Here is a 15203-nt window from a genome sequence, read left to right as displayed (position 1 = left end):
GACGTGTAACGAGCTTTGAATTGTATACAGGATCCTGTAATACATCACGCTTTGCGATTTTACCTCTTCTTGGCATTTTCGCTTCCCTCCTTCATATAGATTGATGAATTCATAGGTACTCAAACCTTGTCGGTTACTGCCTTATTACCGGCGTGCCTTCGCCGACAGGTGTGTCAGGAGCCAATGCAGAGGATCAATCGAACTAATCTATATGATCTCCGCATTATCCTGCGGTAGTAGTTATCCTATATTATAATGAATGAACGGCATTTTTTCATGCAGCCTGCCGCTGACTGCTCCGAAGCATTCTCTTACTTCTGCTTGGGCTTCTTTGCACCGTACTTGGAACGAGCCTGATTACGGTTAGCAACGCCCTGAGCGTCGAGAGTACCTCTGATGATGTGGTAACGCACACCAGGGAGATCCTTAACACGTCCGCCTCTGATGAGAACGACGCTGTGCTCCTGAAGGTTGTGACCGATACCGGGAATGTAAGATGTTACTTCATAGCCGTTAGTGAGCTTAACTCTGGCGATCTTTCTCATAGCTGAGTTAGGCTTCTTAGGTGTAGCAGTTCTTACAGCTGTGCAAACGCCTCTCTTCTGAGGTGAGCTCAGGTCGATCTGTACCTTCTTCTTTGCATTGTAGCCCTTCTGGAGAGCAGGAGCTGTTGACTTTGTCTCAAGATCCTTTCTGCCCTTACGAACGAGCTGGTTAAATGTAGGCATATTTTTCCTCCTTTACATTATAATAAGTGGGCAGTACCCTCAAAAGGGTATAAAATCTGCGCACTGATATATTATACTCAAAAAAAGGCGGCTTGTCAAGGGTATACCTCAAAAAGCCGTCTTTTTTGTCATTTATTCCATTTATACCGTTGGTTTCGCCGTGGATACTTAGCTATTTTTTCCGCCATTCCCTCATATCGGCAATACTGCCGCCGCTTGAGAGATAGGAATAATAGGCAAGTACCATTGAAGCGTCCACCGCGTCGGTCATGCCGTTTTCGTCAACATCAGCCGCTTTTTTCTGCTCATTGCTGAACTTTCCCGGTTTTCCCGACGAAAGCGCGGCATACTCCGAAAGTATCAGACTTGAATCCACCGCGTCGACCATACCGTCGCCGTTCACATCGCCCAGTTTGCGTTCATTCTGATGCGCGGGCGGAGCAGTTGTGGTCGTTGTTGAAGTCGTAACAGCAGTTGTAGTGGTCCTGCGTGTCGTTGTGGTCTTTTTCGTAGTTGTGGTGGTTTTTCTTGTAGTCGTGGTGGTCTTTCTTGTAGTCGTGGCGGTAGTCCTTGAAGTAGTTGTCGTCTTTTTCGTGGTCGTAGTGGTCTTTCTTGTGGTCGTTGTAGTTTTTTTCGTTGTTGTGGAAGTTACCGGCGTTGTCGTGACTGTTGCAGTCGTTGTAGTGGTAGTAACAGCAGCAGTCACCGTTGTTGAAGTGGTAAAGTCAAACGGAGACACCCTGACGCTGAATTCGGCAGAAGCCGACTCGCCTCCCTCGGAATATACAAGTCTTACAAAATAAGTTCCGGTATTCCACGACTGATAGTTCGTTTCCACCTTTATCCTGCGGTCGTCCATCGGCACCGAATCAAAGATAGTCATGCCTTCAGGGTTCATATGGCTTATCCTGACTTTTCCGCCCTTCAGGTCAAGCTGTTCAAACAGCTTGTAGCTGACCTTGTCAGGCTCTTTTTCTATCTCGATAGTCGGTCTTGCGGAACGCGTCGTGGTCACAGCCGTAGTGGTGGGAGTAGTTGTCGTCGTTGTAGTGGTAGTGGTGGTAGTGGTGGTCGTTGTAGTAGTTGTAGTGGTAGTGGTGGTCGTTGTAGTTGTTGTAGCAGGAGCCTTTACCTCAACAGGCAGCTCCGCAGATGATTCAGCTCCCATATAGCTGTATGTGAACCTTATTTTATACCTTCCCGCTCTTGTGCTGTCAAAAGCGCCGGTATCACAGGAAATATTGTTCTGCCGCATTCGGAACTCATTCATTTCGATATACGGCAGTTCCCTTTTTTCGACATTGCCGCTGCTGTAGGTCTCGGTCAGGGAACATCCCAGCAGACCGCCGCTCAGGTCGAGTTTTTCACCTATGGTATAGGTCGTTTTTTCAGGCTCGGCTGATATCCTCAGCGACGCCTTTACGCTTACCACATAAGGCTTTGTTGTGGTAGTGGTGGTAGTTGTCGGCTTCTGTGTTGTTGTGGTTGTAGTGGTGGTAGTGGTAGTTGTCGGTTTCTGTGTTGTTGTGGTGGTAGTCGTCGTGGTAGTCGTTGGCTTCTGCGTTGTTGTGGTTGTAGTTGTTGTCTTTCTGGTCGTAGTGGTTGTTGTAGTCGTTGTGGTGGTAGTCGTCGTGGCAGGCGGCGTACCGAGCGAACGGAAATTGTATCCGTAGGACTTTGCGTAGGTCTCAGCCCTTGAACCGCTGTATGAGCATATAGTTCCGCTGAAATATACTGTATTTTCCGTTTCCATCGTACATATCGTACCCGGTGAACCGCTTACCGTACATTTTGGGTTCCAGATATATATTTCTCTCAGACCGGAACAGTTCCTGAAAGCCTGAGCGGATATATAAGTCACCGACGCAGGTATCTCCACCTTTGAAAGATATCTGCAGTTTGAAAAGGCACCTCTGCCTATTTCAGTTACGCTGTTCGGTATTGATACCGATGACGCATTCAGCTCCGCGAAACAGCAGGCGCCTATCTCAGTGATACCCTCACCTATCACTATGCTTGATATGCTGCTCCTGCGCGCGTACCACGGCGTACTGGTGCTTATGGTATAGCTGGTCATCGCACCCTTTCCCGTGATCCTAAGCGTTGAACCGTCAAATTCCCATTTTGCGTTATCTCCGCACGAACCGGACGACGCGATGGCAGCGCCCACCGATATTCCCGGCGTTATCATTCCTGTCCCTGCTGCGTCGGCAACCGGAACGGCTGCAAGAGAAACGCTCATTACTGCCGCAAGAAACGCGGCTATCAATTTTTTCATGTTTTTTCTCCATCTCCAAGAACCGCCTGTCTGAATCAGGCATTTATTGTTTATTTTCTGTCTATAAACTCAGAAATGGTCAGTGTGCTGTTTTCATTTGAAGAAAGATACGCGTAATAAGCAAGTATTTTTGATGAGTCAACAGCATCGACCATTCCGTCATGATCAACATCTGCTGCCTTGCTCTGCCTGTCATCAAATTTTCCGTTCTGACTGGACGATCTCAGCGCGTATTCCGCAAGCACAAGGCTGGCGTCAACGGCATCAACAAGTCCGTCGTTGTTCACGTCGCCGGACTTATAGTCGTTGTTTACCGGCGGTACCGTTGTTGTTACTGTCGATGTAGTGGAAGATGTAGCAGAAGATGTTGTGGAAGTCCGGGTAGTTGTAGTAGTTGTTATCCTTATTGTAGTGGTAGTAGTTGTAGTTGTGGAGGTCTGCGTTGTGGCCGTCCCCTCTGACGAACCGACCGCGCGGAAATTATATTTGTACGCATTGGCGTATTCCTCAGCCTTAGAGCCGGCGGGAGCGCATATGGTACCGTTGAAATATACCGTATTTTCAGTTTCAAGGGTACATATAGTACCCGCTGAACCGCTTATGGTGCATTTCGGGTTCCGTATGTATATTTCCTTCAGGGCTGAACAGTTCCTGAACGCCTGAGCGGATATATAGGTAACGGATTCGGGTATCTCTATGCTCTGCAGCGACCTGCAGTTTGAAAAAGCTCCTCTTCCTATGGAAGTCACGCTGTTCGGGATAGATACTGACGTCGCGCTCAGCTCGGCGAAGTCACAGGCACCTATCTCGGTGATACCGTCGCTTATGACGATATCTGTTATCCTGGTCCTGCGGCCGTACCACGGTGTGCTTGTGCTTATGGAATAGCTGGTCATCGCGCCTGTTCCGGTAATTCGCAGAGTCGAACCGTCTGCCTCCCATTTCGCATTATCTCCGCAGGTACCGGAAGACGGAATGGCTGCGCCCACCGATATCCCCGGCGGTATGATCTCTGTCCCTGCTGCGCCGACGACCGGAACGGCTGCCAGCGACGAGGCGCAAACTGCCGCAGAGACCAGTGCTGACAAGAATTTCTTCATTAACATTCCTCCCTTATTTCAGGGGCATACTGCCTCCCCAGACTGTATGTCCCGTTATTGCTTATCTCCTTCTCGGTACAAAGAGCATGATGAGCGGATATATCTCCAGTCTGCCGAGAAGCATATCAAAACAGAGCACCACCTTTGAAAACGCGTTGAGTCCGCTGAGATTTCCGGCAGGTCCGAAGCGTCCCACACCGAAACCGATATTGTTCATACAGGTTATTACCGCAGAAACAGATTCCTCTATGGAGAAGCCGTTGAGCGTTACCAGCAGCACTGATACGCACATGAGCATCATAAACAGTATAAGGTAATTGCTTACGCCGCGGACAACGTCCTTTTCCACGGGCTTGCCGTCCATTTTCACAGTCGATACCGCGCGGGGATTGGTTATATATTTGAGTTCCTTGATACCCGTCTTTATGAGTATCATTATTCTCGAAACCTTCATTCCGCCGCCGGTAGAGCCGGCGCATGAACCCACAAACATGAGCATGAGCAGCAGAGTCTGCGAGAACACAGGCCATTTCGCCGTATCCGTAGTGGAAAAGCCTGCCGAGGTCATAGTTGAAGCCACCATGAAGAAGGTATGCCTCAGGGTATCGCCAACTCCGTTGTAGAGCTTGTGTACATTGACCGCGATAATGGCTGTAGCGGCGATTATAACGCCGAAATACGTCCTCACCTCTTCGTTTTTGTATGCCAGTGAGAACTTTTTGATTATCAGATAGTAGTAAAGGTTGAAGTTCACGCCGAAAAGTATTATGAATACAGCCACCACCATTTCAACGTAAACGCTGTGGTAGTGTCCTATGCTGTCTCCCCACATGGAGAAGCCGCCTGTACCTGCCGACGAGCAGGCGTGTATGACCGCGTCGTACAGCGGCAGACCGCCGCACATGAGCAGTATCGCCTCTGACAGCGTAAGGGTTATATATATGCTGTAAAGGATACGCGCCGAAAAACGTGATTTTGAAACAAGACGTCCAACCTTTGGTCCCGCGCACTCCGCGCGCATCATATGCATTGTACGGGAATCGTTGCTGGACATTATGGCAAGCACGAACATGAGGACTCCCATACCGCCCAGCCAGTGGGTAAACGCCCTCCAGAAAAGGCAGGAGCGCGACATGGCTTCAACATCGGAAAGTATAGTGGCACCAGTAGTGGTAAAGCCCGATACCGTCTCAAAGAGAGCGCTGGGATAATCCTTTATCTCTCCGGATATAACGAAGGGCAGAGCGCCTATGCAGGACATAGTCACCCACGAGGCAGCTACGCTGACAAAGCCCTCCATCGAGTATATCGCATTGTTATCAGGTTTTCTCAGTGTGAACCCGAAGCCTGTGGCCATCGTTATGGCTAAGGGTATGCCGAATGAAGCGACAACGTGCTGTTCCCCGTAAATAAAGCCCACAATTATGGGAAGGAGCATGAACAGTCCCACGACCTTCAGTATCTGTCCCATAATGTATGATATCATTCTGTAATTCATAGATTATGCAGTACGCTCCTCAGTCAAAGATATTGCTAAGGTCGTGCATACCCTTTGTAGTGGTAACTACGACCACGCTGTCATTCAGCATAAGGCAGTCGTCTCCCTTGGGGATAATGAGTTCATTGCCTCTTGCGATGCTGGCTATGAGGATACCGCTCCTGAGCTTCAGCTTTTTCAGCGGTATGCCCACGTAATCCTTCTTGTCGCGTACTATGAACTCCATCGCTTCAAGTCTGTCATTTACCAGTCTGTACAGCGTAGTGACATTATTGCCGAGAGAATTCTGCTTTGCGCGGACATACTGGAGTATCTGGTTTACCGTGATAGTCTTGGGAGAGATGATACTGTCAAGGTCAAGGGTGTCCGAAAGCTGCATGAGGGACATTCTGTTTACCTTTGTTACCACCTTTTCCACGCCGTTGTTCTTGGCAAGGAGCGAGAGAAGTATATTCTCCTCATCTATGCCGGTAAGTGTGACCACAGCGTCTGCGGCGTAAACACGCTCTTCCTCAAGAATATCGTGGTCTGTACCGTCGGCGCATGAGATATCCACCTTGTTGAGCCTGTCTGAGAGTTCAAGGCAGCGTTCATGGTCTATCTCGATTATCTTTACCTTGACTCCCATTTCTATGAGCTGCTGCGCAAGATGATAGGCAACTCTTCCGCCGCCGATAAGGACTGCCGATTTTACACGCTTTTCGCGGTAAGCGGCGCTTATGCTCTTGAAGAACTTTACCATATTGCTGTGAGAAGCGGTCATGTGTATCTTGTCGCCTGAACGGAGAACGAAATTGCCGTTGGGTATCGTAAGCTCCTCGCCGCGCTGAACGGCGCATATAAGCACATCGAGCCTCATTCTGCGTGAAAGCTGGCTGAGAGCCACTCCGTCGAGGATACTTCCCGCGGTTATGCGTATCTCCGCGAGATCTACCCTTCCCTTTGCGAAGGATTCTATATTTATAGCCTCCGGATAGCGCAGTACCTTTGCTATCTCGTTGGCGGCGTTATAATCCGGATTCACCATCATGCTGATACCCAGCTCCTCACGCATGAATACGAGCTGTCTGTCGAATTCGGGGCTGCGCACACGGGCTATACAGTGGCGGACGCCCATTTTCTTGGCTATCAGACACGAGAGGATATTGACCTCATCGGAAGCTGTAACTGCGATAAGAATATTCGCCTTTGAAACATTGGCTTCTTCCAGCACATCAGTCTGAAGGCAGTTGCCCACTATGCCCATAACGTCGAAATCATTTGAAGCTGCTTCGACCAGTGCTTCCTTCTTGTCTATTATGGTGACATTGTGTTCGTTGCTTAGCACTTCAGCAAGGGAAGAACCGACCTTGCCGCAGCCTACGATTATAATATCCATATTTCCTCCGTAAAATAATGTATATAATATTAAGTATCGGGCAGATACAATTACTCAATATAATTATAGTCCGACTATCCGTTTTTGTCAACGCCCTTTTGTAAGTTGAGAGTTGAGAGTTGAGAATTGACAGTTGTGGTATCGCCTTCGGCGATATTATTTAAATAATGTGAGCGCAGCAAACACATTAACTCTCCACTCTCCACTCTCAACTCTCCACTCTCAACTCTCCACTCTCAACTCTCAACTTACTGCTACTCACTTAAAAGAAACTGCTCCTCCAGCCATTTTACCATATCGGCAAAGCCCTCCGGAGTTCTGTCGAACTCAGCCTCATGCTCTATCTCAGCCTTCATGGAACACAGTCTCCCGTGCCATGTCATGCATTTCAGCTTCTCATCGTTGACGATCTTATAGGAGAAGTCACCCTTGCTGCCTGAAAAGTCGTTGCCGCTCTCAAAGTAGTAGTATTTTGGTATCTCAAATATTTCCGAAACGCTCATTGCCCAGAGCTCCTTTCAAAGTATTCCACTGCCATGTCAAGGCTCTCATATACCGCCGACAGCTTAGGTTCAAGCTCCGCCTCCGGCTGAGTCATATCCGGTATCATTATGGCATGGCAGCCTGCGGCATGGGCAGCGGTTATGCCGTTGGGAGAGTCCTCAAAGGCGGCGCACTCCTGCGGCGGGAGCCCAAGCTCCCTTGCTGCTGTAAGGTATATATCGGGAGCAGGCTTTCCGTTGGTTATCATATCTCCGCAGACCATAGCCGAGAAATAGTCATAGGCTCCGATAGTATGCAGATACTCCTCTGTCCTGTTGCTGGGAGTCGCGGTAGCCACAGCCATTTTTATACCCTTGTCACGGAGATAGTCCAGCAGGGTGAAGAGCCCCTTCTTGACCTCTATACCGTTTTCCTTTATGTACTCCCTCATAAGCTCTGTCCTGTGAGCGCGTATCTCCTCTGTGGGACAGTCCTCGCCGAGAAAGCTCTTTATCTTTGGTATGGAGAATTTTCTCGCCATACTGCGGATAGCGTAGACGTGCTCCGGCTTCATGTCGTAGCCGTAGTCCTTTGCCGCCAGTATCCAGAATTTCAGATAGAGCTTTTCGGTGTCTATCATAAGACCGTCCATATCGAATATCGCACCTTTGAGTTTGTTCATTGAATCGTCCTTTTTCGTTAGTTGACAGTTTAGAGTTGAGAGTTGCGAGCTGAGCCAGCTCGACCGCTTGCCACGTTTCGCTCGTAAACTCGCTTACCCTTAACAACACCCTTACCTGTACATCGCTTACGGCGCAATAATTACGCATTAGTCGCCGCCCCTACGTAACTCTCCACTCTCCACTCTCAACTCTCCACTTACTACTCTCCACTTATCAAGCAAGGGCGGAAGGATTCCGCCCTCATAAAGCTTATTTATTACCAGTTTATCATCCAGTTGTACATACCCTCGTACTGACGGGCAGAGCTGTTCCACGAGAAGTCCTGTCCCATCGCTCTCTGCACCATTTTGTCCCACTGCTTGCGGTGGTTGAAGTAGATGCTCTTTGAGTAATTTATCACAGACAGCATCTCGTCGCCGTTGAAGTTCGCGAAGGAGAAACCGTTTCCTGTGCCGTCAAACTCGTTATATGGCTGCACCGTATCCTTCAGACCGCCTGTCTCGCGGACTATCGGCAGAGTGCCGTATCTCAGGGCTATGAGCTGCGTAAGTCCGCAGGGCTCGAACAGCGACGGCATAAGGATAGTATCCGCCGCGGCGTATACCTTGTGGGCGAGGTCGTCGTCATAGAGGATATTGGCGGAAACTCTCTCAGGGTACTTCCACTGATAGTGCCTGAACATATTCTCATACTTGGGGTCGCCTGTTCCGATGATGACGAACTGCGTGTTCGCGTCACAGATACGCTCCATAGCGTAGTTTATGAGGTCAAGACCCTTCTGGTCGGTAAGGCGGGATATTATAGCCGTCATATACTTGTTCTTGTCGGAAGGAAGTCCCAGCTGCTCCTGAAGCTTCAGCTTGTTCTCAGCCTTTTTCGCCTTGACTGTCTTCGCGTCGAACTTGGCGAATATCTTTTCATCATTCGCTGGGTCGAACACCTTGTAGTCTATGCCGTTGAGTATACCTCTCAGTGAAGCCGAACGGGCACGGAGAAGTCCGTCAAGCTGCTCGCCGTAGAAGGGATACTTTATCTCCTCGGAATAGGTCTCTGAGACTGTGGTTATATAGTCCGCGTAGACAAGACCGCCCTTGAGCATATTGGCGTCCTTGTGGAACTCCAGCTTGTCCGGGGTGAACATATAGTCAGGCAGAGCCGTATTGAACTTGAAGGTATCTATATCCCACACGCCCTGGAATTTCAGGTTGTGTATTGTCATTATGGTCTTTGTGGCGCTGTAGAACGGGTTCGTGGCAAAGGTGGAGTGCAGGAACACCGGTATCATGGACGCCTGCCAGTCGTGGCAGTGTATCACATCGGGACGGAAGCCTATAACGGGAAGTATGGCGAGTACCGCCTTGCAGAAGAAGGTAAAGCGCTCGATGTCCCACCTGAGGTCGGGAGAATAAGGAGTATCGCACTTGAAATAGTACTCATTGTCCACGAAATAGAACTTTATCCCGTTGTACTCATACTCCATTATGCCGACATGGACGCCTTCGCTTCTCATGCCGTAATCCATATAGAAATGGTGGACATACTTGAATTCGTTCCTGTACTTAGCCGGTATACAGGTATAATAAGGCATAATGACTCTTACGTCGAAGTTTTTCTTGTCGATGTACTGCGGAAGAGCGCCGACAACGTCCGCAAGACCGCCAGTCTTTATAAACGGAACGCACTCTGATGCGGCAAATAGTATATTATTCATAGCATATCTCCTTATCCAAAAAATTGTTACAGCTTATCCATGTAACCTTATTTATATTATACACTAATTTTCTCAGGCAGTCAATACAAAAATATGAACATTGCACAGCCGGCGGTCACAAATTATCAGTGATAAGTGTTACAAATACACAATATTATATGCAGCAAATTGTCTAATACGCTGAATTTCAGAAAAACTTTTTCAATATTCAACTGTTTTCGGTTGAATAAAGTCCGTTTTCAGCCCTATTGTGAAAAATTCTTTCACGGAGGCGGTAACAATGACCGGTATGTACAACATGGCAAAAATAAAGGAGACCAAGACCGAATGGCTGTGGTATCCCTATATCCCCTACGGCAAGGTGACTATAATCCAGGGCGACCCCGGCGAGGGCAAGACAACTCTCGCGCTGAATATAGCCGCCGCCCTCACAAGGGGAAGAACTGTCACAGGTGAGACGAAAGACCCTCTTACCGGTGAGGAGCTGTACCCTCAGCCCGTTATCTTTCAGACCGCCGAGGACGGTCTCGCGGATACAGTGAAGCCGAGACTTCTCGCGGCAGACGCCGACTGCGGCTACATAAGCGGAGTTGACGAGAGCCTGTCCCCTCTGACCATTACCGACGGACGGCTCGATGAAGTCCTGAGGCTGACCGGCGCAAGGCTCGTTATCCTCGACCCTCTGCAGGCTTATCTCGGAGCGGAGGTGGATATGCACAGAGCGAACGAAGTCCGTCCCGTCATGTCCTATCTCTCGAATCTCGCGGAGCAGTTCGGCACGGCGGTAGTCCTCATCGGTCACATGAACAAGAACATGGGGGCTAAGGCGGCTTACCGCGGACTTGGCTCCATAGACCTGACGGTGGCGGCAAGAAGCGTTCTTCTCGTAGCAAGGGACAGGCACGACGAGGACAGGCGCATAGTCATGCAGATAAAGAACTCCCTTGCCAGAGAGGGAAAGCCCGTGGCGTTCAGGCTCGGTGAGAACAATGAGTTCACCTTTGAGGGAGAGTGCGAGGCTGACCCTGAGAATATCCTCATGGGACTTGCTGCTCCACAGCCCAGGCAGACCGACCTCGCAAGGCAGTTCCTCATGTCGGAGCTGGGAAGCGGCGAAGCGAAGCCAGTTAAGCTCCTCACAGAAAAGGCAAAGGAGATAGGATTGAGTATGGATTCGTTAAAAGCGGCAAAAAAAGAGCTTGATATCAGGTCTTTCAAAAATACAATGTCATGGTATTGGGGAATGCAATAAAAATCCCCCCTTCCTTCCTTCGTTTATTTTTAACAATAATATTCATTTTATTTGTGCATAACATACGAAGGGAAGGAAGGAGAGAATATGTGAGCTTCGATACATATTGTCGGGCTGATGTGGGCATCAGCCCCTACAGGCTAACGGCTAAAAAAGGCACGGGCTGTCGGGGACGCCAGCCCCTACAGTGGGTTCATGTTACATTATCCGTGAGGATAACAAAAAGGGCGGATAATATCCGCCCCTGCTTAGTTCTTAGTTCTTAGCTCTTAGTTCTTAACTGAAGTATTTTACGCCGCTCTCGAATATCTTCTGGTCTTTCTCGCCCTGAACATTCTTGCAGATATAGCTGCCCTTACGCTCGGAGTGTCCCATTTTGCCGAATACCCTGCCGTCGGGAGAAGTTATGCCCTCGATAGCCTCGATGGAGGTATTGGGATTGTAGCGGATATCCATTGTGGGATTGCCGTCAAGGTCAACGTACTGGGTGGCTATCTGTCCGTTGTTCGCAAGCTGCTGTATGAGACTTGCCGGAGCTACGAAGCGTCCCTCGCCGTGTGATATGGCGACTGTGTGTATATCTCCCACCTCGCAGCCGTAGAGCCATGGGCTCTTGTTGGAGGCGATACGTGTATTGACCATCATGGACTGATGGCGGTTTATGGTATTGAAGGTAAGTGTGGGAGCGTCGTCAGCCATGTCGATTATCTCGCCGTAGGGAACAAGTCCCAGCTTGATGAGAGCCTGGAAGCCGTTGCAGATTCCCAGCATAAGTCCGTCACGGTTCTTCAGGAGGTCGTGGACTGCGTCCTTTATTTTCGGGTTGCGGAAGAACGCGGTGATGAACTTTCCGCTTCCCTCAGGCTCGTCGCCGCCGCTGAAGCCGCCGGGTATCATGATTATCTCGGAGCATCTCACAGCGTTCTCGAAGTACCTTACGCTCTCCTCGATATCGCCTGCGGAGAGGTTGCGGATAACGACTACCTCAGGCTTTGCCCCTGCCTTCTCGAAGGCTCTCGCTGTGTCGTACTCGCAGTTGGTTCCTGGGAATACGGGTATGAGAACTCTCGGCTTCGCTATCTTTGTGGAAGCTGAAAGCTGTATGCGGTTGGGTGAGGAATAGGTCTGGGGAGTTGCGTCCGTGGTCTTTATGCGGCACGGGAATACGGGCTCCAGCTTGCCCTCCCATATCCTCTGTAAGTTGTCGAGGCTCACTGTATAGTCCATGCAGAGTATCTTGTAGTCGGATACAGTCTTGCCGATAACGGTCTCGCCGTCCTTCGCGTCGCCCTTCAGCTCGATGATGAACGCGCCGTAGTGAGGCTTGAAGAGCTCCCTGCCGCTGAGGCGTGAGGTGAACTCAAAGCCTATCTTGTTGCCGAAGCACATCTTTGCGATACCCTCTGCAAAGCCGCCGTAGCCGTTTGTCCAAATCGCGTTGGCACGGTCGTCCTTTATTATCTGCTCCACCCTGTCGAAGCAGGCCTTTATGCTGTCGAACTTTGGCAGTCCGTAGCTGTCATACTCCGGAACTATTGATATTACCGTGTTTCCTACGCCCTTGAACTCCGTGGACACTACCTTGTCCGCAGTTGAGGTGGACACGGCGAATGAAACGAGAGTAGGCGGAACGTCTATCTTCTCGAAGGTACCGGACATTGAGTCCTTGCCGCCGATAGCTCCGCAGCCCATTTCAAGCTGAGCCTTGAAGGCGCCGAGAAGAGCTGCCATAGGCTTGCCCCAGCGCTTGGGGTCGTTCTGAGTCCTCTCAAAGTATTCCTGGAATGTGAGCCAGCACTTCTTGTAGGAGCCGCCTGCCGCGACTACCTTTGCGATAGACTCGATAACTGCCAGCATTGCGCCGTGGTAAGGGGACTTCTCCGATATATCCGGGTTGTAGCCCCAGCCCATGAGAGAGCAGGTATCGGTCTCGCCGGTGAGTACCGGTATCTTGGCTGCCATAGCCTGTGAGGGAGACATCTGATACACGCCGCCGAAGGGCATGAGTACCGTTCCCGCGCCGATAGTGGAGTCGAACTTCTCGATAAGTCCCTTCTGTGAGCAGACATTGAGGTTTGACATGAGCTGTGTCCATGAATCCTGACTGTCAGCCACATCGCCGTCGTCAAGGAGTACGGGAGCCTCCACCTCTATGTCCGTATACTTGGGAGCGCCGTTGGAGTTGAGGAACTCACGGGAAAGGTCAACGATAGTATTGCCGTTCCATACCATTTTAAGACGGGGTTCGTCAACAACGTCCGCAACGAGGGTAGCTTCAAGGTTCTCCTTTGCAGCCTCCTCCATGAATTTTTCCTTGTCCTCCGGAGCGATGACTACAGCCATTCTCTCCTGGGATTCCGATATAGCTATCTCCGTGCCGTCAAGACCGTCGTACTTCTTGGGCACAGCGTTGAGGTTTATGACAAGTCCGTCCGTCAGCTCTCCGATAGCAACTGATACGCCGCCTGCGCCGAAGTCGTTGCAGCGCTTTATCATCTTTGTGACCTCAGGATTGCGGAAGAGTCTCTGGAGCTTTCTCTCTTCGGGAGGATTTCCCTTCTGTACCTCAGCGCCGCAGTGTTCGAGAGATTCGAGAGTGTGGGACTTTGAGGAGCCTGTAGCGCCGCCGCAGCCGTCACGACCTGTCTTGCCGCCGAGAAGGATAACGATATCTCCCGCCTCAGGGCGTTCCCTGCGGATATTCTCGGCAGGAGCAGCTCCGAGGACCGCGCCTATCTCCATACGCTTCGCAACGTAGCCGGGGTGGTACACCTCAGCGACATGACCTGTGGCGAGACCTATCTGGTTACCGTAGGAGCTGTAGCCGTTTGCGGCTCCGAGGGTTATCTTTCTCTGAGGGAGCTTGCCTGCGATAGTGTCCTCAACGGGAACAAGGGGATTAGCCGCGCCTGTCACACGCATAGCCTGATATACATAGGAGCGTCCCGAAAGTGGGTCTCTGATAGCTCCGCCGAGGCAGGTAGCCGCGCCGCCGAAGGGCTCTATCTCTGTGGGGTGGTTGTGGGTCTCGTTCTTGAACATGAGGATCCAGTCCTCCTGCTGACCGTCGATGTCCACCTTTATCTTTACCGAGCAGGCGTTTATCTCCTCGCTCTCGTCAAGGTCGGGGAGCTTTCCGTCAGCCTTGAGCTTTCTTGCGGCAAGTGTGGCAAGGTCCATAAGGGTCATGGGCTTGTCCGTTCTGCCCAGCTCCTTGCGGACGTTCACATACATATCGTAGGTGTCCTTTATATAGGGAGTATCTATCTTTACGTTCTCTACGTTGGTGAGGAAGGTGGTATGACGGCAGTGGTCAGACCAGTAGGTATCTATCATGCGTATCTCGGTGATAGTGGGATTGCGCTTCTCCTCGTTGCGGAAATAGTCCTGACAGAACTTGATATCGTCGTAGTCCATGGCAAGACCGAACTTGTCCACGAAGGCGTGAAGTCCGAAGGCATTGAGGTTGATGAAGCCCTCCAGCTCCTCAACGGTAGTGGGGATATCGTAATTGGTATCGAGGGTCTTTACTGTCTCCAGTGAAGCCTCGCGGCTCTCAACGGGGTTGATGATGTAGGATTTGAGCTTTGCGAAGTCTGCGTCTGTGATTATGCCTGAGATTATGTAGATACGGGCATTTCTCACGCGGCAGCGCTCTCCCTGACGGAGTATCTGTATACACTGCTCGCAGCTGTCGGCTCTCTGGTCGAACTGCCCGGGGAGATACTCCACGGCAAAAACTCTGTCTGTCTCGCTCACCTGCGGGAGCTCGTCGTAGACCACGTCAACGGCAGGCTCTGAGAACACGGTATTCACCGCAGCCTTGAAATCCTCCTCGCTGAGCTTGTCTGCGTCGTACCTGTTGAGGATACGGACGCCTGAGATATTCAGTCTGAGAGCAGTCTTTATATCGCTGAGAACAGACTGAGCCTCTACTGCAAATTCAGGCTTCTTTTCAACGTAAATTCTGAATACGGACATAATTCAGTCTCCCTTCAAATCTAATTAGGAATCAGGAATCAGGAATTGAGGTGCTGCCTTACGGTGACAGATTTAAAAAGCCACATTTCCGATCATATCGGCGAAGCCGAT

Annotated in this window: 10 protein-coding genes and 1 pseudogene; 1 reads left to right on the top strand and 10 read right to left on the bottom strand. The window is 50.4% G+C overall.

Annotation, left to right across the window (positions count from 1 at the left end; all coding sequences use genetic code 11):
• The 9 genes and pseudogenes from QZZ36_RS11250 to glgA all read right to left on the bottom strand — a co-directional run.
• A pseudogene (locus QZZ36_RS11250) lies at positions 1-76 on the bottom strand (30S ribosomal protein S7); the annotation flags it as partial.
• Between the two features lie 235 nt (positions 77-311).
• Positions 312-728, bottom strand: a complete 417-nt coding sequence (gene rpsL, locus QZZ36_RS11245; RefSeq protein WP_294752406.1) for a 30S ribosomal protein S12 — start codon at positions 726-728, stop codon at positions 312-314.
• A 172-nt stretch (positions 729-900) separates the two neighbouring features.
• Entirely contained in the window at positions 901-3006 is a 2106-nt protein-coding gene (locus QZZ36_RS11240) for a leucine-rich repeat protein (RefSeq protein WP_295081503.1), read from the bottom strand.
• Positions 3007-3056: 50 nt separating this feature from the next.
• Positions 3057-4106, bottom strand: a complete 1050-nt coding sequence (locus QZZ36_RS11235) for a leucine-rich repeat protein (RefSeq protein WP_295081501.1) — start codon at positions 4104-4106, stop codon at positions 3057-3059.
• A 61-nt stretch (positions 4107-4167) separates the two neighbouring features.
• Positions 4168-5604 carry a TrkH family potassium uptake protein gene (locus tag QZZ36_RS11230; RefSeq protein WP_295081499.1) on the bottom strand — a complete coding sequence of 479 codons (1437 nt, stop codon included), beginning with the start codon at positions 5602-5604 and terminating at the stop codon, positions 4168-4170.
• Positions 5605-5623: 19 nt separating this feature from the next.
• On the bottom strand, positions 5624-6982 hold the full coding sequence (trkA, locus tag QZZ36_RS11225) for a Trk system potassium transporter TrkA (RefSeq protein ID WP_295081497.1): 1359 nt from the start codon (positions 6980-6982) through the stop codon (positions 5624-5626).
• Positions 6983-7236: 254 nt separating this feature from the next.
• Positions 7237-7485 carry a hypothetical protein gene (locus QZZ36_RS11220; RefSeq protein WP_295081495.1) on the bottom strand — a complete coding sequence of 83 codons (249 nt, stop codon included), beginning with the start codon at positions 7483-7485 and terminating at the stop codon, positions 7237-7239.
• Entirely contained in the window at positions 7482-8147 is a 666-nt protein-coding gene (locus tag QZZ36_RS11215; RefSeq protein WP_295081493.1) for an HAD family phosphatase, read from the bottom strand. Before QZZ36_RS11215 ends, QZZ36_RS11220 begins: the two co-directional genes overlap by 4 nt.
• Positions 8148-8404: 257 nt before the next feature.
• A complete protein-coding gene (gene glgA, locus QZZ36_RS11210; RefSeq protein WP_295081490.1) occupies positions 8405-9859 on the bottom strand; it encodes a glycogen synthase GlgA in 1455 nt (484 codons plus the stop codon).
• A 280-nt stretch (positions 9860-10139) separates the two neighbouring features.
• Between glgA and QZZ36_RS11205 the strand changes: the two genes are divergently transcribed.
• Complete coding sequence (locus QZZ36_RS11205) at positions 10140-11111, top strand: AAA family ATPase (RefSeq protein ID WP_295081488.1); 972 nt, start codon at positions 10140-10142, stop codon at positions 11109-11111.
• Positions 11112-11387: 276 nt separating this feature from the next.
• Here the strand turns inward: QZZ36_RS11205 and QZZ36_RS11200 are convergent, their stop codons facing one another.
• The gene (locus tag QZZ36_RS11200) at positions 11388-15092 is read right to left on the bottom strand and encodes a phosphoribosylformylglycinamidine synthase (protein WP_295081486.1); all 3705 of its coding nucleotides are present in this window, start codon (positions 15090-15092) and stop codon (positions 11388-11390) included.
• Positions 15093-15203: the final 111 nt, after the last annotated feature.

It is taken from the genome of Ruminococcus sp., assembly GCF_016287535.1.
Lineage (GTDB): Bacteria > Bacillota > Clostridia > Oscillospirales > Ruminococcaceae > Ruminococcus.
Note: the sequence above shows the minus strand (reverse complement) of the source record. Positions and strands in the feature narration are given on the sequence as shown.

Coding starts and splice junctions, on each gene's coding strand:
- rpsL (WP_294752406.1), bottom strand. CDS start 728: ATGCCTACATTTAACCAGCTCGTTCGTAAGGGCAGAAAGGATCTTGAG.
- QZZ36_RS11240 (WP_295081503.1), bottom strand. CDS start 3,006: ATGAAAAAATTGATAGCCGCGTTTCTTGCGGCAGTAATGAGCGTTTCT.
- QZZ36_RS11235 (WP_295081501.1), bottom strand. CDS start 4,106: ATGAAGAAATTCTTGTCAGCACTGGTCTCTGCGGCAGTTTGCGCCTCG.
- QZZ36_RS11230 (WP_295081499.1), bottom strand. CDS start 5,604: ATGAATTACAGAATGATATCATACATTATGGGACAGATACTGAAGGTC.
- trkA (WP_295081497.1), bottom strand. CDS start 6,982: ATGGATATTATAATCGTAGGCTGCGGCAAGGTCGGTTCTTCCCTTGCT.
- QZZ36_RS11220 (WP_295081495.1), bottom strand. CDS start 7,485: ATGAGCGTTTCGGAAATATTTGAGATACCAAAATACTACTACTTTGAG.
- QZZ36_RS11215 (WP_295081493.1), bottom strand. CDS start 8,147: ATGAACAAACTCAAAGGTGCGATATTCGATATGGACGGTCTTATGATA.
- glgA (WP_295081490.1), bottom strand. CDS start 9,859: ATGAATAATATACTATTTGCCGCATCAGAGTGCGTTCCGTTTATAAAG.
- QZZ36_RS11205 (WP_295081488.1), top strand. CDS start 10,140: ATGACCGGTATGTACAACATGGCAAAAATAAAGGAGACCAAGACCGAA.
- QZZ36_RS11200 (WP_295081486.1), bottom strand. CDS start 15,092: ATGTCCGTATTCAGAATTTACGTTGAAAAGAAGCCTGAATTTGCAGTA.